We start from the raw sequence: 18,419 nt of genomic DNA, 5'->3' as shown, positions 1-18,419 counted from the left end.
CTGTCAGATGCCCTGACCTGAGGGGAGGTACTCGCGCGTTCCGGCTGTGACGGCATGCCCGGCTATGCTTGTTCGCAGTCCAGCATCAGTGATGGCAACAGTTACGTGCACGGTGCCGGCTTTTCCCATGCTGTGCCCCTGATGGCCCGCATATGTGATGCTGTCCTGAGACAAGCTGACCAACCCGTAGCGAACCAGGTAAGCGCCGGCAGGTCCATTTGCATTTCCCGTTACGGGGTCTTCAAGGATACCTATTGCAGGAGCGAACATCCGGCCAAAGGTCTCCGGATGCTCCCTTGTTCCTTCGAGCACGAACGGAAAAAATCCGTTGCAGCCAACTGCCTTGCTCAGCGCAGCGAGTTTATCCGGGCTCGGTTCCAAGGCGTCCAGAACCTGTCGCGACCTTAGCGGCACAACGACTTTCGAGTGACCGGTTGAAACGATCTGTATCGGCAGGTCGTCAACAAACTCTGATGGATAGATGTTCAAGGCCGATGCGAGCTGGCGACGTTCGACCTCGTCGAATACCGCCCCAAACTCAACGGCTCCTTGCGTCATCGAGACAAGCAGATCATTTCCTTGGCCTGCAATGGAAACAGGAAGAATGCCTGCACCTGTTTTCGCACGGACCGGATACGCATCCATGCCCCACATCGTGGCACGAAGAAAATGCGTGGCGATCGTGGCGTGACCGCAAATAGGTACTTCCGCGCTTGGTGTGAAATATCGAACGTGAATGTCGTGATCATCGCTCGAAGGTGGGAGAACGAAAGCTGTTTCAGAATACCCGGCAAACGCCGCAATAGCCTGCATCTCGGATGCACTCAGGCCGTCCGCCTCAAGCACCACGCCAGCGCGGTTGCCTGTGCCGGCTGCCTTCGTAAATGCATCAACGATGTGGATTTTTGTCATTTCGGGAAAACATCCAGGGTGGGCAGGTGAGGTGCAAGGCAGGTGCAGGGCTGCCGCGGGCTGAGGCAGTTCCGTTGGAAGAATTGCCGCCTTGCAGGTGTGCTACCTATTCAAGAGAGGCAAATCAATGCCTGTCAGGCGATCTGGCGTTCATAGTCTGCCACATCATACCAGCCGAGTGATTTGACGACCTTCAGGTCGTCATCCAGATCCCACTCTTCCCAACCGGAAAACCGAACCGGGTTGCCGGTTGCCTTGTGGTGGCCTTCGAATGTCCACGCATAGATCATGTGGTGATCGGCAGCGAGAACGGTGTCGCAGGTCAGAACAAGGTCCGGAAAGTCAGCCATAAAGCCGGCAGCCATTTCGGCGATTTCAGGTCGAGTGGTCATCGGATCTCCACCATTCATGCCGAAGCTGGTGACTTCGGAGTACCGGTCTGCCACGGCTTCCGGGCGGCGTGCCGTCCAGGCTTCGCAATGTTGCCGTGCAATGTTCCTGGCTGTTTCCAGATCCGGAGCCATCTTGAAATCCTCAGCGCATGAAAGTTCAGAAGTACCGACTAGCAATCTACGGACATGATTTGAGGCGATCAAACCAATTCAGCAATTTGATCCCGTATCACAGTCGCGCAATCCTGGTGCCGGCAGAATCTCAATCCGGACGCCGGGCTTTATTCAGCCTTTCAGTGGCAAACCTGATTTGGTCCAGATAATTTTCATGTCCTTCTTCAATCGACATGGAAAGGTCCGGACGCCCCTGTTTTCCCAGCAGCGCAAGTTGAGAGCAAAACCAGTTGAGAACGGCGCCGCGCGGCAAGGAATCGGCAGGTGGAAAATCGCGTTCGATTGCAGGAGCCATGCTGATCACGCCGCTGAGAAGTTTGGCAGCGAATTTCGGGTCTGCGATGAACGGGCGGCCCATACCGATCAAGTCTATCTTTCCGTTCTGGATCGCATCGCTCATCACGCTAGCAGACCGGAATCCGCCAGTGACCATCAACGGAATGTCCAGTGCGTCCTTGATGGCAGCGGCGTAGTCCAGAAAATAGGCCTCCCGGGCCTGACTTGATGCACTCTTGGAAGTGTGTTGATACGCCGTAGGTTCTTCGAAATTGCCGCCTGATATTTCGATGAAGTCGACACCTTCGGCTTCAAGCATGACGGCAACCTGAACCGAGTCGGTATGAGTGAACCCTCCTTTTTGAAAGTCGGAGGAATTCAGTTTAACCGCCAGGATGAAGCCCGGATCAACTGCGTTGCGGACCGCACGGACCACCTCAAGGACCAGCCGTGCACGATTTTCAAGAGAACCGCCCCAGCGGTCCTCACGCGTGTTGATGCGCGGCGAAAGGGATGAACTGAGGAGATACCCATGCGCCGCGTGGATTTGAACACCATCAAATCCGGCTTCCTCGGCGCGCCGAGCCGACTGAACGAATTTCGCGATGACCTCGGAAAGTTCGGATTCGGTTGCGGGAAAAGGTTGTCCGTATCCGGGAAGGGCCAACCGGACCTCGGAAATCGACGTGGGGTGGGGATTGATGGCTTCCGGTGTTTGCCTGCCGGCATGGGCAAGTTGAGCAAGCATTTTTGCGCCGCCGCTCTGTCCTGCTGCAACCAGAGCCGAAACCTGTTTCAAGTCTGACTTGGGGTCGAGGACAAAATTTCCGGCATGTTCGAGATGCATCCGGTCGACCGGTGTGTTGCCGGTGATCAGCAAAGCGGCACCGCCTTCACTCCACTGCTGAAACAGATCGATCTGCGCCTGTGTGGGATTGTTGTTTTCGTCTGCCAACGCCTCGGACATGGCCGACTTCACGATGCGGTTCTTGAGCTCGATACCGTTTGGCAGGGTGAGTTTTTCGTTGATTTTGCTCATGTCTGATCCTCCATGGGACTTGCCCGTCCTTCAATCACGCTAAGATGCTGTTTTCCGCAATATCTCGAATTCTCGATATATCTAATTGCATTTGATATCGGCTTTGAACGACATCTTCCTGACGAAGCTAAGAAAGTTCTTGATCGACCAAATTCAGGAACTGCTGAATTGCTTTTTCATTGCGTCGATAAAACGTCCATTGTCCGTGACGTTCTGCCTCCACCAGCCCGGCGTCCTTGAGCAGTTTCATGTAGGTCGAGATCGTTGACTGCGACAGCTCGGCCTTTTCCTGAATGTAGGCGACACAGACCCCGCTCACCTCAGAGTGCTCCGGCAGGGCGGGCGGAAAATTGGATCGATCCTTGAGCCAAATCAGTATCTGGCGGCGAACCGGATTGTTGAGAGCTGAAATGGCTTTGTCGATATCCATAAATCACTATATCGCGAAATTTCGATATAATGTCAAGTCGGCTTTTGAGAAAGCAATTCACGATGGGTGGGGATACCTGCGCTATGCGGCTGAAGTCCGGGAAGAGCAAGAGGTTTGCAATCCGATGGATTGATCTAGGTTGTTACACTAGGTGCCGGGTCGCCTCGTGCGACGTCTTTTGATTGCGATATATTTGAATTGAGTTGGACAGATGGATCATCAAGAAGTGAGCCCGGAAGCGGTGGTCAGGCGCTTCATCGGAGCCTTTGCTGAATACGACTATGACAAGATGGCGGAGTGTCTTGCCGACAACGCGCTGTTTCATATCACCACTGCCGATGGCGGTTCCAAGCTTGTGCATGGAGGCGATGCCTTCATGGCAAGTGTTCGCCAGATGGACATCAAGACCGTCCGGCCACTTGTTGCAATCACTCAAATCCTGTCGGTGCGAGACGATCAGGTCCTGTTGATGATTGAAGTAGAGGCAGAGCGAAAAGGCAGAAAGCTTCACAACTTCGCCGCCTATCTGGTCGAAGTGAAGGATGGCAGGATTTGTCACATGCATATGGTTGAAGCCCTGCCTGCATATAGCGACAGTTTCTGGAATGACTAGAAGTCGTTTGTCTGCACAGACGTGTCATTCCGGCTGGATCGACCGGAGAAACGAAACGGACACGTGAGACGCCTGACGAGAGCCGCGGCCCTTCTAGGAAGTTGTCCCCTTCGCCGTCGTTTGCAGCCAGTCGCGAAAGGCAGCCACCGGGCGGGTCAGTGTGCGGGCAGGGGAGCGAACGAACCAGTACCCGGTTTCGAGCTCCATCACCGTCAGGTCAGGAGAGATCAGATGCCCGGCCTCAAGTTCCTGGGTGATGAACCGGCGATCGATCACGATTGCACCCATACCGGCAATGGCGGCCTGGATGGCAAGATCGCGGCTTTGAAGAACCATGCCGGAACTTGTGTCGGGGTGGTCCAGTCCGGCTTTGTCCAGCCACAATGTCCAGTCATTGCGCCTGGAGGCGCTGTGAATGAGACGCAGTCCGGTCAGCACCGAAGGATCAGAAGGATCCTGGTCACTCAGGAGAGACGGCGCCAGGGCGACCGCAAGATGCTCTTTCCAAAGCAGATGGCTTTCAACGCTGGGCCAATTGCCGGTGCCGAGCCGGATTGCACAGTCGTAGTTTTCGCGGTCCAGATCGACCATACGCGTTGATGCGGACAGAAGGAGTTCGACATCCGGCTGGCTTGCCTGGAACTCCGGCAACCGGGGGATCAGCCAACGCGTTGCGAAGGTCGAAACCGTGCTGATACGCAGCTCGGTGCGGCCGCGCCGTTTGAAGCTGTCGACCGCTTCCTCGATCCGGTCGAACGCATCACCAAGGCTGAGTGCAAGCCGCTGCCCTTCCTCCGTCAGCGTCAGGCCTCGACCGTCGCGATTGACAAGAGTTGCACCCAACTCGCTTTCCAGTTTGCGCATCAGGTGGGAAAGGGCTGATGGAGAAACCCCGAGCTTTTCGGCGGCGAGCGCTGCCCGCCCGTGTCGGGCCAGCAGCGAAAAGGCATGAAGAGCGCGAAGAGACGCCATGGAAGACAATTCCGTTATTGAGTTTTGCTCAATCTAGAGGAGTTGTCTTTTCAGCGCCAGTTTTGCGAACGGCTTCAAGCGATAACGCCGAGGACCGCCTTGAGAAAACCTGTGAGATCTTCCGTCACGAAGTCCACATGCGGGTAGGGATCTGCCTCAAGATCCCAGCTCTCCTGAAAGACGTCACGCGAGCCTTTGGGAATGATGAGAGTTGTGCGCATGCCGAGGTGGTGCGGAACTTTCAGGTTTTTCGGCAGATCCTCGAACATGGCGGAGCGGGCCGGAGAAATGCCGGTCCGGTGCAGAAACTTGTCGTAGGTCTCACGATTGGGTTTGGGAACCAGGTCGGCCGAAACAATATCGAAAATGTCTTCAAAGTGCTCCGAGATCCCCAGCGCGGCTGCCGTGCGTTCCGCGTGTGGCCGGTCGCCATTGGTGAAGATGAACTTTCTGCCCGGCAACGCCTCTATCGCCGCCCCGAGTTCCGGATTGGGCGCCAGGCCGGAATAGTCGATGTCATGCACGAAGGCGAGATAGTCGTCCGGATCGATATTGTGCGTGGTCATCAAGCCGCGCAGGGTCGTGCCGTATTCGTGATAAAGCGTCTTTTGATGCGCCATCGCATCGGCGCGATTCAGATCCAGAATCTTTTGTACGTAAAGTGCGATCTGCTCGTCGATTTGCGAAAAGAGATCAGCCTCATGGGGATAGAGCGTGTTGTCGAGATCGAAGACCCATGCTTCGACACCCTTGAAAACTCTCAGATCCTGGCGATGTATGTGCGGGCCCTCAAGGGGCAGGGGGCGTTTTCCGGTCACGGGCGGATCAAAGTCCCCGCGCCACCATCGGTGAAGAGCTCCAGCAGAACAGCATGCGAAACCTTGCCGTTCAGGATGACAACCCCTTCTACCCCGCGATCCAGTGCTTCGATGCAGGTCTCCACCTTGGGGATCATTCCACCCGAAATCGTTCCGTCGGCGATCAGCTCGCGTGCCTTTGCAACGGTCAGCTGTTTGATGAGGTTTCCGTCCTTGTCCAGAACGCCTGGGACATCGGTGAGGAACAGCAGGCGTTTTGCGTTCAGGGAGCCTGCAATGGCGCCTGCTGCGGTGTCAGCGTTGATGTTGTAGGTCTCACCGTCTTCGCCATGGGCGACAGGGGCGACCACAGGAATGATGGCTTCTTTCAGCACCAGCCTGAGAACGGTCGGATCGACGGTTGCCGGTTCGCCCACGAAGCCCAGATCGATAACGCTTTCAATGTTGCTGTCCGGGTCGACAACGGTGCGTTTCAGCTTGCGCGCCGTGACGAGGTTGCCGTCCTTGCCGCACAATCCGACAGCCCGGCCACCTTCTGCATTGATCATTTGCACGATCTCTTTGTTGATCGCGCCGGCCAGCACCATTTCAACCACCTCGACCGTTGCTTTGTCGGTAACCCGCAAACCGCCCTTGAACTCGCTGACGATGTTCAGCCGCTGCAGCATTTTGCCGATCTGCGGACCGCCGCCATGGACAACCACCGGATTGACGCCGGATTGACGCAAGAGCGTGATGTCCCGGGCGAAAGCCTGGCCCAGTTCCGGATCGCCCATTGCATGGCCGCCATATTTCACAACGACGGTCTTGTCGTCGTAGCGCTGCATGTAAGGCAGGGCTTGAGCGATAATATGGGCGCGGCTGGAAGTATCGGGCGTGGTCATCGAGGCGGTTTACTCAACAGGTCAAAAGGGCAATTGGCGAAAGATCACTGCTATAGCGTCTTTGGCGGGGCTTCACAATCAGTCGCTGGTCACGGATTACTGATGCGCGAGCAGGCACAGCTCGGCCCGAAGGTCATCGATTCCCCGGTTCTTTTCCGAAGATGTAGCGATGATCACCGGATGGGCTGCCACACGCTTTGCCAGCAGGGCCTGTGTATCCTTGATGAGACGCTCAAGCTGAGGCGGCTTGATCTTGTCGGACTTCGTCAGAACGACCTGATAAACAACCGCGGCCTTGTCGAGCAGCTCCATGGCCTCAAGATCATTCTTCTTGATGCCGTGCCGGCTGTCGATCAGCAGAATGACCCGGCGCAGATTTGGGCGGCCACGAAGATAGGAGAAGACAAGCTCCGTCCACGCTTCAACAAGTTCCTTCGGGGCCTGTGCGTATCCGTAGCCCGGCATGTCGACGATCGTCAGCGGCGTGTCCGGTGCAACAAAGAAGTTCAGCATCTGGGTCCGGCCGGGTGTCGATGACGTCCGCGCCAGTCCCTTGCGTCCGGTCAGGGCGTTGATCAGGCTGGACTTGCCGACATTCGAACGCCCCGCAAAGGCAATCTCGGTTCCGGCCGCTTCGGGCAGGTTGGCCATGTCGGTTACGCTGGTGAGAAAGTCCCATTGGCGGGCGAACATGAGCCGCCCGGCCTCCAGGTCTTCGTCTTGATATGTCTGTTCTTCGCTCATGAAGTGCCTTCTAGCCTGCCTTTGCCGTGCCGTCGAGCCTCGTCTCGAGTTCTGCGGCGGCCAGTTCGAGCGCATCGAAATCCGCACCCCTGATCGCGCTCAGGTTTCGCGTGATCATATCGACCGGCCAGTGCCACCAGGCAATGTCAAGCAGACGGTCGATGGTCTGTTCGTCAAACCGCAACCGGACAACCTGTCCGGGGTTGCCGACAACAATCGCATATGGAGGCACGTCGGAAGCAACAACCGTGTTCGCACCGATGATCGCGCCGGAACAGATCGTTACTCCGGGCATGACCGTGGCATTGGTGCCGAACCAGACATCGTGCTCAACGATCGTGTCGCCGCGCAAGTGATTGAAGATCGTGCCCGGGTCAAAACCTTCCCGCCACTCTTCAGCAAAGATGTTGAAAGGGTAGGTAGAGAATCCCGTCATGGCGTGATTGGCGCCATTCATGATGAAGGTTGTTCCCGTCGCCAGGGCGCAGAACTTTCCTATCTTGAGCCGGTCGCCCACGAAGTCGAAGTGGTATCGGACATTCCGGTTCTCGAAATCGGCAGCATGATTTTCGTCGTTATAGTAGGTGAAGTCGCCGACTTCGATGGTCGGACGGCTAATGACGTTTTTCAGGAAAACCGTGTGCGGTTCGCCGTGGAAGGGATGAAGTGTATCGGGAGACGGACCGTGCATGGGACCTCCGGTAAAAGCAAGAAACAAGGGAAGAAAAGCGCGTTCCTCAACGCGGTCGACCTGCCGGTGAGCGACTTCGCCTTGCGGGATAGGTCTTGCCTTAGTGGGTCATAGGTCCGAACACTCCTTCAGATCGTGGTTTGGCTTTTTCGGCGGCGAGCACACGAGAAAGGTCAAAAAGAAAAGGCCCCGCCGATTGGCGAGGCCTTCGTGTGTATCAGGTCTTTTCAGACTTGTCAGCTTTTGTCGTTGGCTGCCGGCTTCTTTCGTTTGAACATGCCGGACAGGTTGTCCCAGAGCTCCACCTTGGCACCCTGACGGCGCATGATCACATATTGCTGTGTCACGGACAGGGTGTTGTTCCAGGCCCAGTAGATCACGAGACCTGCCGGGAAGGATGCAAGCATGAAGGTGAAGACCACAGGCATCCAGGTGAAGATCATCTGCTGAGTCGGATCGGGCGGAGCCGGGTTCATCTTCATCTGGATGAACATGGTGATGCCCATGATCAGCGGCCAGACGCCCAGCATCAGCATCTGCGGCGGATCCCATGGGATCAGGCCGAAGAGGTTGAAGATCGTGGTCGGGTCCGGTGCGGACAGATCCTGGATCCAGCCAAAGAAAGGCGCATGGCGCATTTCGATCGTGACGAACAGCACCTTGTAGAGAGAGAAGAACACCGGAATCTGGATCAGGATCGGCAGACAGCCGGCCAGCGGATTGATCTTTTCTTTCTTGTAAAGCTCCATCAGCGCTTGCTGCTGCTTCTGTCGGTCATCGGCGTATTTCTCGCGGATTTCCGTCATCTGCGGCTGCACAAGCTTCATCTTGCTCATGGAGACATAGGACTTGTTGGCAAGCGGGAAGAAGATCAGCTTGACCAGAACCGTAACTGCCAGGATCGCGACACCGAAGTTTCCGATCAGGTGGAAGAACCAGTCGATCACGAAGAACATCGGCTTGGTGAGGAAGTAGAACCAGCCCCAGTCGATCATCAGTTCGAACTGCTTGATGCCCAGAGTTTCCTCATAGGAGTCGATCAGGTTGGTTTCCTTGGCACCCGCAAACAGGTAGGAGCTGGTTTCACCGGTCTGTCCGGCCGCGACAGTTACGCCGTTGCCCAGAAAGTCTGTCTGGAAATTGCCGGTCGCGGTGGAATGGCTGAAGCTCGGCTGGAATTCCTGGCCGGGAACCGGGATCAGCGTCGAAGCCCAGTATTTGTCGGTGATGCCAAGCCAGCCCTGGTCCACCTTGGCGGGGCGGATCGTGCCTTCTTCTTCCAGATCGGAATAGTCGACTTCTTTTAGGCCTTCCTCGCCGAAGACGCCGAGCAGACCTTCATGGAGGATGAAGAAGCCGGTCGTTTCAGGCGTGCCCTGGCGTGCAATCAGGCCGTAAGGGTAAAGCGTCACGGCATCGGAAGAAGCGTTTTCGACGGACTGGGCGACCGTGAACATGTAGTTCTCGTCAACCGAATAGGTCCGTTTGAATGTCAGGCCACCACCATTGTCCCAGGTCAGGGTCAGGGGCGTGGTCGGCGAAAGGTTGGCATCGCCTTCCACGGACCAGAGCGTGTCGGGACCCGGGAGAGCGATATTTGCGCCCGGATCGGCAACCCAGCCGTAATCGGAGTAGTAGGGGTTCGGACTGCCCTTCGGCGAGAACAGCACGATGGTCGGGCTGCTCTTGTCGACCGTCTCATGGTAGTCCTTCAAACGCAGGTCATCGAGGCGGGCGCCTTGCAGGTTGATCGAGCCTTCAAGGCGCGGCGTATCGATGATGACGCGGTCTGAAGCGCCAAGAGCTTGTTCGCGGCTGGCGAAGGTAACCTGGCCACCGGCCGTCTGAGCCGGCGCGGTCGCGTCAGTGCCGGGCGTTGCCGTCGGCTGTGGAGCGTCCGGATTGGCACCGCCGGTCGTGGCCTGAAGCGCTGCGTTTGCTTCCTGTTGGGCTTCAAGAGCGGCCTGTTGGCGCTCCAGTTGCGGGCCCGCCACGAAGTACTGCCAGCCAAGCAGAACCACCAGGGACAGAACGATTGCCAGAATCGTGTTTCGGTTTTCAGAAATCAACTGGAATTACCCCTGTTTCCTGCGCGATGTCATCTGAGTTTGCCGGTTACCCCGGCGTGGCTTGCCACGGCCGCGCGGTGTATCCGGATCCAACACTTGCGTCAGGCCAGACTTAAGGTCTGCAACAAGTTTTTGAAAGGGAAGTGTGAGCGCGCTGTCGCGTGCGACAAGCACAAAATCCGCTTTTTTCGGAATATCGGCGGTGCTCAGTTCGGCCACAGCTGCGCGAAGCCGCCGCTTGATGCGGCTGCGCATGACCGAGTTTCCGGTTTTTTTGGTGACTGTATAGCCCACGCGCGGTGCATCGTCCGACTCGCGCGCCAATCCCTGAACGACAAAAGCGCGCCGACCCAATCGGCCGCCTTTGGCGACCGCCAGGAATTCGGAGCGCTTTTTAAGAGTGTCCATGGCGGCGGATTGGTGTTGGCAGACGCCGCCAACCCGGCGCACTGCGGGCTGGTCGCCGATTAGGCGCTGAGGCTCTTGCGGCCCTTCGCGCGGCGACGAGCAAGCACCTGACGGCCATTTTTGGTGGCCATACGTGCGCGGAAGCCGTGGCGGCGCTTGCGGACAAGACGGCTCGGTTGATACGTACGCTTCATTGTTCTTCCCCGCGCGATTTAATGCGCGGCCCTTGTTCATTTTTAAATTCTTTGGAGGAAGCACTCGAAGCGCTGGAAGAGCGCGGCTCATATCAGCCTTGGGTCCGAATGCATGTCCCGGTCGAGCGCGCTTATAAGCGTCATGCCGCTTCAAGTCAACGTTGTGAGCCAAGATTCTCTGTTTGCACACGGATCACGCACAGGTGAACGGGCGAGACCGAGGCGTCACTTATCAGTGAAGCACGGTTCTTTTTACCGGGATTAAGGTACATCTGGCTAAAAGAACAGTATGACAAGACCGGGGCAACCGGAATTTTTGAGAATGACGGGATCGGAAATGCGGGGGGAAGAGGCCGACACCATGACTGCGCCAAAGGAAACGGATCCGGCTATTGAATCACCTGCAAGCGAAACGCCTGCAAGAGAGTCTGGTTCCGGCAGAATCAGGAAATGGCTTCCGCTCATCGTTCTGGTCGCGCTCATGATTCTGGCTTTCTCGCAGGGCGTCCACAAGCAACTGACACTGTCGAACCTCATCATGCGCCGCCAGGAGCTTGCGGGGTTTGTCGATCAGAATATCGTTCTTGCGGTCCTCACTTACCTCGTCGTTTACACCGTTTCTGTTGCGCTTTCCTTCCCGGGCGCGTCTTTGCTCACGATTGCAGGCGGATTTCTGTTCGGTTGGATCCTTGGGGGATTCGCGACCGTCTTCGGAGCAACACTGGGTGCCTGTGCCGTTTTTCTGGTCGCCCGTTCCTCATTCGGTGAAGTGCTCACCAAAAGAGCCGGACCGTTTCTCTCACGCCTCGCAAAGGGGTTTAGGAACGAAGCCTTCAGTTATCTTTTGTTCCTGAGGCTGACGCCGGTCTTTCCGTTCTGGTTGGTCAACATTGCGCCCGCGATCTTTCAAATGCCCCTGTCGTCCTACGCCCTGGCGACGTTTGTCGGCATTGTTCCTGGAACCTTTGCCTTTGCCTTCATAGGCTCCGGTCTGGACAGTGTGATCGAAGCGCAGGAAGCTGCCAATCCGGGATGCGCTGCCGCCGGAACTTGCCAGGTGGACGTTGCAGCCCTGGTAACACCCCAGCTGCTGGTCGCGTTTTTTGCCCTTGGCATAGCCAGCCTGATTCCTGTCGTTCTCAAAAAAGTTCGCGCACGCTGATCCGACCGGAACAAGAAAACCTCTAGTATCAAACAGACACGCTTAAAGGAGCCCTGCATGGCAAAGCTGCTGACCCCGGATATTTGTGTGATAGGTGCCGGTTCCGGAGGGCTTTCCGTGGCAGCGGCAGCAGCTGCATTCGGTGTGGATGTTGTCTTGATCGAGAAAGGGTTGATGGGCGGAGATTGCCTCAACTACGGCTGTGTTCCTTCCAAGTCGCTGCTTGCTGCGGGCAAGGCGGCTGCCAATGAAGCGAAAGGTTCCGGATTCGGAGTTTTCTCCCAGGGGCAGAGCATCGATTTTTCCAAGGCAAACGATCATGTGCGCAGCGTCATCGCGGCGATTGAACCGCATGATTCGCAGGAACGTTTCGAAGGCCTCGGCGTAACTGTCCTGCGTGAAACCGCAAAATTCACCGGACCGGACAGGCTGGTCGCCGGAGATGCCGAAGTTCAGGCGCGCCGTTTTGTGGTGGCCACGGGGTCCAGTGCGTTCGTGCCGCCGATTCCCGGTCTGGATCAGGTTCCCTATCTCACCAACGAGAGCCTGTTCGAACAGCGTGAAGTGCCTGAGCATCTCGCGATCATCGGGGCGGGGCCGATCGGACTTGAAATGGCCCAGGCCCATCGCCGGCTCGGGGCGAAAGTCACCGTTTTCGAAGCACAGAAGGCGCTTGCCAAGGACGACCCGGAGCTTGCCTCCGTTGTCCTGGACGCACTCAGGGCCGAAGGGATCGAGATCCTGGAGCAAACAGGGGTTGAAGGTGTCCGGAAAACGGACGGGGGAATAATCGTTTCCGCCAGAACCGGGGACGGCCGGAAAATTGACGTTGCAGCCAGCCATCTGCTGGTCGCGACAGGCCGGGCACCGAATGTGGAAGGTCTCGGACTGGAAGACGCCGGCGTCGAGTTCGACCGAAAGGGGATCAAGGTCGACAAGGGGCTCAGGACATCGAACCGGAAGATCTTTGCCATAGGCGATGTGGCGGGCGGACTGCAGTTTACGCATGTGGCCGGATATCAGGCCGGATTGGTGATCCGCTCGATTCTGTTCCGGATGCCGGTTTCGATGAATGAGCATTTTGTTCCGTGGGTGACTTATACCTCTCCGGAGCTCGGCCATATCGGAATAACCGAATCGGAAGCCAGGAGCGCATACGGCGACAAGGTCAAGGTTTTGACCGCTGCCTATTCAGGCAATGACCGGGCGCAGGCAGAAGGCGAAACTTCCGGCAGATTGAAGTTGATTGCCGGTCCGGGCGGACGCCTGCTTGGCGCCGACATTGTCGGGATTCAGGCCGGTGAAATCCTGAACATTCTTTCGCTGGCATTGTCGAAAAAGATGAAGATGAAAGACCTTGCAGGTTTCATCGCGCCATACCCCACTTTGGGAGAGCTGGTGCGCAGAGCTGCAATTTCCTACTATGCGGATATGCCGAAGAAAGGTTGGTTGCGTGGCATTATCGGTATATTGCGTAAGTTTGGATAAGTGATTGCCGCGTTAGCCATGTGGCCTCTTGAATTTTGGACGCAGTGAAATGAAGCATGAGGGCGCTCCGCAAGGAGCCGTTGTCCCTTCGAAAGATGAAGACGGCCAGTCCGTGGCCAGGGACAGCTATGGCCGTTACAGATACGGCGGCCTGTCGGCCAAGCTGCTTCTGCTCACCGTCGTGTTCGTGATGCTGGCCGAAATCCTCATTTATGTGCCATCCATTGCCAACTACCGGAACACCTGGCTGATGGATCGCCTGACGACAGCAGGCGTTGCAGCTTCGGTGCTGGCAGAAACCAGCACCATTGCCCCGCGGCTTCAGGAGGAGCTGCTCAAGACAACGGGTGCTGTCGCGATTTCGCTGGACCAGGGATCAAGGCGCAGCCTGATTGCAATGAGCAATGTGCCCGGAGAAGTGGACTTCGTCATTGATATGGCGGACGTGACGCCCTGGTCGTCGATCGTCAGCAGCTTCCAGGTGCTTACCTATCGTGGTGACGGTGTCCTGCGGATTGTCGGCGTCGGGCAGATGGGACACACGGAAAGGGTGGACGTGGTTTTGCCCGTCAGCCTGCTGCAGCAGGACATGCTGGCCTTTTCGGCACGCATTCTGGGCCTGTCGCTCGTCATTTCAGTGATCACCGCCAGTCTCGTCTACCTCACGCTGCGCGCCGTGTTCATTCGCCCCCTGCGCAGTCTGACCAAGTCGATGGAACGCTTTGCGGAAAATCCGGAGGATGCTTCCAGGATCATGAGCATCTCCGGCCGGCGCGACGAACTGGGTGACGCGGAAATCCGGCTTGCGGCCATGGAGGAGGCGCTGTCCCGGGCGCTGCACCAGAAGCAGAGGCTTGCCGATCTCGGTCTCGCTGTCTCCAAGATCAACCACGACCTGCGCAACCTCTTGGCGTCTGCACAGCTGTTTCTGGAACGCTTGGAGCATGTGCCTGACCCGACTGTCAGCCGTATCGCTCCCAAGATCCTGGCAACCCTTGACCGGGCAGTCGGTTACACCCAGGCGGTGATGTCATACGGCAAGGCTCAGGAAAAAGCGCCTCAGCGGCGTTTGCTGTGCCTTCACAGGGTCGGTGAAGACGTTGCGGACGTCCTGGGCCTGGCGGACCATGGAGCCGTAAGGTTCGACAACAAGGTTTCCGAAGAGATCGAGATCGACGCGGATCCCGAACAGATCTTCCGCGTGTTCCTGAACCTTGTGCGCAATGCGCTGCAGGCACTGGAAGCGGAAAAGGACGAGACGCTGGTCAGGCGGATCACGCTGGAAGCCCGGCGCGAGGAGAACTGTGTGCATGTCACCGTTTCGGATACCGGACCTGGCATACCTGAAAACATCAAGCAGGCCATGTTCAAGGCGTTCCACAGCGGCTCCAAGAATGGCGGCATCGGCCTCGGGCTTGCGATTGTTGCCGAGCTGTTGAAGGCGCATGGGGGCAAGATCGAACTGGACGAGAGCAAACCCGGGACATGCTTCCATCTGGAAGTGCCTGATCGCCCCTGATGAGATGAAAGTTTTGCACAGGGTGGATGTCACCAACAACCAAGGTCTTCGGTTTTCTGCGGGTTTTTGAACAGTGTGTCAGTTCCATGAAAAAAAGTTCAAAAAGTCCCTTGCAATCCCCGTCGGACCGCAGTAGGTAAGCGCCCTGTCCGGGGCACACAACACCGCCCCGCAGCAAGCAAGATAAGTCCTCAACGGCTCCTGAGCCAGAAGACAGATCTTCGCCTCTATACGCACCGGTAGCTCAGCTGGATAGAGCACCAGACTACGAATCTGGGGGTCGGGGGTTCGAATCCTCCCCGGTGCGCCATTCTCCCAAAAAAGTAAAATTTCCGAAGGCCGTCACCTTCATAGTTTTGGTTTGATCCAATTTGGCTGTATTGCTCACGGGGTTGGTCTCCAAGCGAACACAGACTGCAGTTTTCCCTTCCATTGCTGGTGTTGGATTTGTGGAGCCTGAGGGTTCTCGATGCACACTCCAATAGAAGTTTTCCACGAGCCACGGCGCCGAACAGTGCCATATGGCGAAGGTCAGCGGGGCGACTGTCGAACAGGGCGGACGTTATCCGTGAAGGGTGCGTGTCGTCGTCGAAAAGTTGTCCCGTCGACCCATTCCGGCTTGCTGATCCGGTCCATTCGAAAATGCCGGAAGTCTTTGCGCGCAGGGTCCCAGGCCACCAAATACCATAACGGCGGCAGGATCAGCATCGCTTGCGGTTCGACATTTCGGCTCGATTCAGCTCCCTTGGCATCCCGGTACTGAAATCGCAAATGCTGCTGTTTGAGAAAGGCTGCTTCGAATGCGGGGAGCAAGGCCGGGTCCATCGTTCCCATGTCGGAAATGTCTACCTGCGGGGAGAGCTCTCCGACATAGAGGCAATCCAGAAACCGGCGCAGATCGCGTATCTTGTCTGATGGCAGGGCCTTTTCGATTTTGGCAAGACCGGCGTCGGCGAGGTCTGCAAAGGGCAGGAGACCGGCTGCGCGCATCGATGAAACGCTGATGAGAAGGGCAAAGACCTCGGCGACGGAGAGCCGTGCTGTGGTCTGAACGGAGTGCGGATCAAGTTGCAGGCCGCCTCCGCGTCCCGTTTCAGAATGAATGACAAACCCCTGATCACGAAGCGCGCTTATGTCTCGCAGCACGGTGCGCCGGGAGGCGCCGACCTCCTCTGCCAGGGCGTCGATCGTCGAAGTGCCACCGCGGCGAAGGCTGCGCACGATGGCGTCTTGTCGGGAGCGAACATTCATTTCAGCTGGTTACCATCCAATAGTGCCAGTTTTTGGCACCATTGGATCTTAGGCAGCAACTGTCTGCGTGAGCAAGAAGACTTCGAACTTGCAACGCACATTCTCAATCTCCTGAGGCTCGAAAGAGCACTGACCAGAATTGAAGGCGTCGCCATGTCATCCCGCGACGGCAAAAAGGAAGATCAATGATTAGTCCAGCCGACTTTCCCAAACCCTCATTTGTTCCAGTGAATGGCGTCGAACTCGAGGTCTTTGAAATGGGACGGCAAAATGCGGGAAAGCCGATAGTGCTCTGTCATGGTTGGCCGGAGCACGCTTATTCCTGGCGGTATCAGATGCCCGCACTTGCCGCAGCAGGATATCATGTCATCGCGCCAAACCAGCGGGGGTACGGCAATTCATCCTGCCCTGCGGAAGTAACAGCCTATGACATAAACCACCTGTCGGGTGATCTCATCGCACTTCTCGATCACTACGGCTACGAAGATGCCATCTTCGTTGGCCATGATTGGGGTGCCAATGTCGTTTGGGGGCTGACGCTGTTGCATCCGGACCGGGTGAAGCAGGTCATAAACCTGGCCTTGCCCTACCAGGCACGCACCGAAAAACCCTGGATAGAGTTCATCGAGGAATTTTTTGGAAGCGACCACTACTTTGTTCACTTCAATCGACAGCCGGGCGTTGCCGATGCCGTGCTGGATGAAAACACCTCCCGGTTCCTTGGCAATATGTTCCGCAGGAATGTTCCCCCCGCGCCGCCGGAACCCGGTATGATGATGATAAATCTTGCAAGAGCGGAAGCCCCGCTTGGCGATCCCTTGATGAGCGACGCAGAACTGGCCGTCTTCATTTCCGCATTCGAGAAAACCGGGTTTATGAGCAGCATAAACTGGTACAGGAACATTGATCGAAATTGGCACATCCTGGCGGATGTGGACCCGGTCATCCAGAAACCTGCCCTCATGATTTACGGAGATCGTGATCTGATCCCGAAGTCTGAAAACCTGACGGACTTCGTTCCGAGGGCCGATGTGGTCAGCCTCGATTGCGGTCATTGGATTCAGCAGGAAATGCCGGAAGAAACGAACCGTGCGATCTTAAGATGGCTGCAACGTCAGGATGCCGCGTAACATCTGACGGTCCATGCCGGGCATTCGGTTGCCTGGCGGGATTGTGCATTCAAGCACTCGATTAAAGGTTCCTGCGCACAACACACAAGAACTGCGGATGCCGGCTTTGACCGGCATTGCGCTGTCCCAGGCATTTCGGGGGGCGGGCTTTGAACCGATGCTACAATTTCCTTTGGGTCTCAGCTCACAGGCACGAGAATTATCTTCGGCTCAGACTGTGGAGTGTCATCGTTTTAACTGTCTTGATGCAGGAGTGATTTGGCTCGTGACCGCATCGGACAGGAAAATCAGGGCGTGCGGATCTCTTTCTGCCTCCTGGTGATCCAGGGGGAATTGGTCAAAGAAGGCTGTTTCAGCCCGAATGGCCTCGGCGCAGTTAAAGGCATCGGGCCCCAACAATCTTAAGGTCTGGACGCTTTCGGCGCGATTGAATTGAGTTTTTGCAGTCGTTCCATACGACAGAGAAAAGGTAGCACCCAAGATAAAAGCTCTGTCCATTCCGCCTTTTCTCCTGAAGAACCAGTGCTCCGTTCAAGACGATACGGGCAGTCCTTCGAATTCGACTTGAAACAATGTGGCACCGGGGATCGTGGCGTGAATCGTCCTGCCTTCGCCCAGTTTCGACAGTGTCTCCAAAATTTTCTGATCGACTTCACCCAATTGGGTGAAAACGGCAAAAATTCTAGTGTTTTTTTACAAGGGGTATCGGGATACCTTGTTGGAAATTTTTTGGGCATTCAGGTTGATATGGCAAAATTCCGCGACACTCCGGTCGGCCGTTTTCAAAATGTAAAAAACATAAGACTCACCTGGTGCGAACCGGACTGGTTTGAATATGTGCCCAGTGACACGGATGCGTTCGCCTATACAACATCGACCGGTTTGACGATCCGCCCGGGCAGGATGTTCTTTGACGGCGGTTCCACGCCACGATTTAGTCGTCTCTTCGCGAAGTTTTCTCCCTGGTATTACACACCCGTCGCTCTCGTTCATGACTGGCTCGCCGAGACGCAGGCCTGCGGCAGGCCGCTGGTGAACTTCAATCAGTCGGTGGCAATTCAGCAGGAAGCGCTCAAGACGATGATGGTTGAAAACGAAGACTGGAAGAACGTCTTTGTTTTCAATGCAACCAGATGGGCTCTCAAATCTTCCAAGGGGCGTCGACTTTGGAATCTGCAGGAGGATGTCTGCCCTGTGCCGATTTCGCGCAAGAAAGAACGGCTGAAACTTTGATTGTTTGATTGGTACAGAAA

The 18,419-nt window shown here is 56.5% G+C and carries 20 protein-coding genes and 1 tRNA gene; 7 read left to right on the top strand and 14 right to left on the bottom strand.

The features are described 5' to 3' along the window. Positions 1 to 3: 3 nt before the first annotated feature. The 4 genes from ABLO27_RS10290 to ABLO27_RS10275 all read right to left on the bottom strand — a co-directional run bounded on the left by ABLO27_RS10290 (position 4) and on the right by ABLO27_RS10275 (position 3,223). The gene (locus ABLO27_RS10290) at positions 4 to 912 is read right to left on the bottom strand and encodes a PhzF family isomerase (protein WP_353032610.1); all 909 of its coding nucleotides are present in this window, start codon (positions 910 to 912) and stop codon (positions 4 to 6) included. Between the two features lie 134 nt (positions 913 to 1,046). Then, positions 1,047 to 1,436 carry a DUF1348 family protein gene (locus ABLO27_RS10285; protein ID WP_353032608.1) on the bottom strand — a complete coding sequence of 130 codons (390 nt, stop codon included), beginning with the start codon at positions 1,434 to 1,436 and terminating at the stop codon, positions 1,047 to 1,049. Between the two features lie 130 nt (positions 1,437 to 1,566). Continuing rightward, positions 1,567 to 2,793: an NADH:flavin oxidoreductase/NADH oxidase family protein gene (locus ABLO27_RS10280; RefSeq protein WP_353032606.1), complete on the bottom strand. Its 1,227-nt coding sequence runs from the start codon at positions 2,791 to 2,793 to the stop codon at positions 1,567 to 1,569. A 127-nt stretch (positions 2,794 to 2,920) separates the two neighbouring features. Next, positions 2,921 to 3,223, bottom strand: coding sequence for an ArsR/SmtB family transcription factor (locus tag ABLO27_RS10275; RefSeq protein WP_353032604.1), 303 nt, complete (start codon positions 3,221 to 3,223; stop codon positions 2,921 to 2,923). 211 nt (positions 3,224 to 3,434) lie between these two features. On the opposite strand from ABLO27_RS10275, the gene ABLO27_RS10270 reads away from it, so the two are divergent. Next, on the top strand, positions 3,435 to 3,836 hold the full coding sequence (locus ABLO27_RS10270; protein WP_353032602.1) for a nuclear transport factor 2 family protein: 402 nt from the start codon (positions 3,435 to 3,437) through the stop codon (positions 3,834 to 3,836). Between the two features lie 93 nt (positions 3,837 to 3,929). Here ABLO27_RS10270 and ABLO27_RS10265 read toward each other — a convergent pair whose 3' ends face one another. The 8 genes from ABLO27_RS10265 to rpmH form a co-directional block, all read right to left on the bottom strand. Then, positions 3,930 to 4,808, bottom strand: coding sequence for a LysR substrate-binding domain-containing protein (locus ABLO27_RS10265; protein WP_353032600.1), 879 nt, complete (start codon positions 4,806 to 4,808; stop codon positions 3,930 to 3,932). Between the two features lie 74 nt (positions 4,809 to 4,882). Next, entirely contained in the window at positions 4,883 to 5,626 is a 744-nt protein-coding gene (locus tag ABLO27_RS10260; protein WP_353032598.1) for a pyrimidine 5'-nucleotidase, read from the bottom strand. Continuing rightward, positions 5,623 to 6,510 carry an acetylglutamate kinase gene (gene argB, locus ABLO27_RS10255; protein WP_353032596.1) on the bottom strand — a complete coding sequence of 296 codons (888 nt, stop codon included), beginning with the start codon at positions 6,508 to 6,510 and terminating at the stop codon, positions 5,623 to 5,625. Before argB ends, ABLO27_RS10260 begins: the two co-directional genes overlap by 4 nt. 96 nt (positions 6,511 to 6,606) lie before the next feature. After that, the gene (gene yihA, locus ABLO27_RS10250; RefSeq protein WP_353032594.1) at positions 6,607 to 7,254 is read right to left on the bottom strand and encodes a ribosome biogenesis GTP-binding protein YihA/YsxC; all 648 of its coding nucleotides are present in this window, start codon (positions 7,252 to 7,254) and stop codon (positions 6,607 to 6,609) included. 10 nt (positions 7,255 to 7,264) lie between these two features. Beyond that, positions 7,265 to 7,945: a CatB-related O-acetyltransferase gene (locus ABLO27_RS10245; RefSeq protein ID WP_353032592.1), complete on the bottom strand. Its 681-nt coding sequence runs from the start codon at positions 7,943 to 7,945 to the stop codon at positions 7,265 to 7,267. A 236-nt stretch (positions 7,946 to 8,181) separates the two neighbouring features. Then, the gene (gene yidC, locus ABLO27_RS10240; RefSeq protein ID WP_417714782.1) at positions 8,182 to 10,011 is read right to left on the bottom strand and encodes a membrane protein insertase YidC; all 1,830 of its coding nucleotides are present in this window, start codon (positions 10,009 to 10,011) and stop codon (positions 8,182 to 8,184) included. A gap of 9 nt (positions 10,012 to 10,020) precedes the next feature. Next, the gene (gene rnpA, locus ABLO27_RS10235; protein WP_353032588.1) at positions 10,021 to 10,422 is read right to left on the bottom strand and encodes a ribonuclease P protein component; all 402 of its coding nucleotides are present in this window, start codon (positions 10,420 to 10,422) and stop codon (positions 10,021 to 10,023) included. A 59-nt stretch (positions 10,423 to 10,481) separates the two neighbouring features. Further along, complete coding sequence (rpmH, locus tag ABLO27_RS10230; protein WP_006934271.1) at positions 10,482 to 10,616, bottom strand: 50S ribosomal protein L34; 135 nt, start codon at positions 10,614 to 10,616, stop codon at positions 10,482 to 10,484. Positions 10,617 to 10,938: 322 nt separating this feature from the next. On the opposite strand from rpmH, the gene ABLO27_RS10225 reads away from it, so the two are divergent. The 4 genes from ABLO27_RS10225 (at position 10,939) to ABLO27_RS10210 (ending at position 15,095) form a co-directional block, all read left to right on the top strand. Beyond that, positions 10,939 to 11,778: a TVP38/TMEM64 family protein gene (locus tag ABLO27_RS10225; protein ID WP_353032586.1), complete on the top strand. Its 840-nt coding sequence runs from the start codon at positions 10,939 to 10,941 to the stop codon at positions 11,776 to 11,778. 57 nt (positions 11,779 to 11,835) lie between these two features. Beyond that, complete coding sequence (locus ABLO27_RS10220) at positions 11,836 to 13,266, top strand: dihydrolipoyl dehydrogenase family protein (protein ID WP_353032585.1); 1,431 nt, start codon at positions 11,836 to 11,838, stop codon at positions 13,264 to 13,266. A 49-nt stretch (positions 13,267 to 13,315) separates the two neighbouring features. Further along, positions 13,316 to 14,785: a sensor histidine kinase gene (locus ABLO27_RS10215; RefSeq protein ID WP_353032583.1), complete on the top strand. Its 1,470-nt coding sequence runs from the start codon at positions 13,316 to 13,318 to the stop codon at positions 14,783 to 14,785. A gap of 233 nt (positions 14,786 to 15,018) precedes the next feature. Continuing rightward, positions 15,019 to 15,095, top strand: a tRNA-Arg gene (locus ABLO27_RS10210). 221 nt (positions 15,096 to 15,316) lie between these two features. On the opposite strand, the gene ABLO27_RS10205 is transcribed toward ABLO27_RS10210, so the two are convergent. After that, positions 15,317 to 16,036, bottom strand: a complete 720-nt coding sequence (locus tag ABLO27_RS10205; protein ID WP_353032581.1) for a helix-turn-helix transcriptional regulator — start codon at positions 16,034 to 16,036, stop codon at positions 15,317 to 15,319. A 185-nt stretch (positions 16,037 to 16,221) separates the two neighbouring features. On the opposite strand from ABLO27_RS10205, the gene ABLO27_RS10200 reads away from it, so the two are divergent. Continuing rightward, positions 16,222 to 17,166: an alpha/beta fold hydrolase gene (locus ABLO27_RS10200; RefSeq protein ID WP_353032579.1), complete on the top strand. Its 945-nt coding sequence runs from the start codon at positions 16,222 to 16,224 to the stop codon at positions 17,164 to 17,166. A 225-nt stretch (positions 17,167 to 17,391) separates the two neighbouring features. Here ABLO27_RS10200 and ABLO27_RS10195 read toward each other — a convergent pair whose 3' ends face one another. Continuing rightward, positions 17,392 to 17,664, bottom strand: a complete 273-nt coding sequence (locus tag ABLO27_RS10195; protein ID WP_353032577.1) for a hypothetical protein — start codon at positions 17,662 to 17,664, stop codon at positions 17,392 to 17,394. 66 nt (positions 17,665 to 17,730) lie between these two features. Here ABLO27_RS10195 and ABLO27_RS10190 point away from each other — a divergent pair, with 66 nt between their 5' ends. After that, the gene (locus ABLO27_RS10190) at positions 17,731 to 18,399 is read left to right on the top strand and encodes a hypothetical protein (protein WP_353032576.1); all 669 of its coding nucleotides are present in this window, start codon (positions 17,731 to 17,733) and stop codon (positions 18,397 to 18,399) included. Positions 18,400 to 18,419: the final 20 nt, after the last annotated feature.

Source organism: Roseibium sp. SCP15 (assembly GCF_040329435.1).
Taxonomy (GTDB): domain Bacteria; phylum Pseudomonadota; class Alphaproteobacteria; order Rhizobiales; family Stappiaceae; genus Roseibium.
Note: the sequence above shows the minus strand (reverse complement) of the source record. Positions and strands in the feature narration are given on the sequence as shown.

Excerpts from the sequence above, each read along its gene's own strand:
- rpmH (WP_006934271.1), bottom strand. The coding sequence starts at position 10,616 with ATGAAGCGTACGTATCAACCGAGCCGTCTTGTCCGCAAGCGCCGCCAC.
- ABLO27_RS10285 (WP_353032608.1), bottom strand. The coding sequence starts at position 1,436 with ATGGCTCCGGATCTGGAAACAGCCAGGAACATTGCACGGCAACATTGC.
- ABLO27_RS10265 (WP_353032600.1), bottom strand. The coding sequence starts at position 4,808 with ATGGCGTCTCTTCGCGCTCTTCATGCCTTTTCGCTGCTGGCCCGACAC.
- ABLO27_RS10205 (WP_353032581.1), bottom strand. The coding sequence starts at position 16,036 with ATGAATGTTCGCTCCCGACAAGACGCCATCGTGCGCAGCCTTCGCCGC.
- ABLO27_RS10275 (WP_353032604.1), bottom strand. The coding sequence starts at position 3,223 with ATGGATATCGACAAAGCCATTTCAGCTCTCAACAATCCGGTTCGCCGC.
- ABLO27_RS10215 (WP_353032583.1), top strand. The coding sequence starts at position 13,316 with ATGAAGCATGAGGGCGCTCCGCAAGGAGCCGTTGTCCCTTCGAAAGAT.
- ABLO27_RS10245 (WP_353032592.1), bottom strand. The coding sequence starts at position 7,945 with ATGCACGGTCCGTCTCCCGATACACTTCATCCCTTCCACGGCGAACCG.
- ABLO27_RS10270 (WP_353032602.1), top strand. The coding sequence starts at position 3,435 with ATGGATCATCAAGAAGTGAGCCCGGAAGCGGTGGTCAGGCGCTTCATC.
- ABLO27_RS10290 (WP_353032610.1), bottom strand. The coding sequence starts at position 912 with ATGACAAAAATCCACATCGTTGATGCATTTACGAAGGCAGCCGGCACA.
- ABLO27_RS10225 (WP_353032586.1), top strand. The coding sequence starts at position 10,939 with ATGACGGGATCGGAAATGCGGGGGGAAGAGGCCGACACCATGACTGCG.
- ABLO27_RS10200 (WP_353032579.1), top strand. The coding sequence starts at position 16,222 with ATGATTAGTCCAGCCGACTTTCCCAAACCCTCATTTGTTCCAGTGAAT.
- rnpA (WP_353032588.1), bottom strand. The coding sequence starts at position 10,422 with ATGGACACTCTTAAAAAGCGCTCCGAATTCCTGGCGGTCGCCAAAGGC.
- ABLO27_RS10195 (WP_353032577.1), bottom strand. The coding sequence starts at position 17,664 with ATGGACAGAGCTTTTATCTTGGGTGCTACCTTTTCTCTGTCGTATGGA.
- ABLO27_RS10220 (WP_353032585.1), top strand. The coding sequence starts at position 11,836 with ATGGCAAAGCTGCTGACCCCGGATATTTGTGTGATAGGTGCCGGTTCC.
- yihA (WP_353032594.1), bottom strand. The coding sequence starts at position 7,254 with ATGAGCGAAGAACAGACATATCAAGACGAAGACCTGGAGGCCGGGCGG.
- argB (WP_353032596.1), bottom strand. The coding sequence starts at position 6,510 with ATGACCACGCCCGATACTTCCAGCCGCGCCCATATTATCGCTCAAGCC.
- ABLO27_RS10280 (WP_353032606.1), bottom strand. The coding sequence starts at position 2,793 with ATGAGCAAAATCAACGAAAAACTCACCCTGCCAAACGGTATCGAGCTC.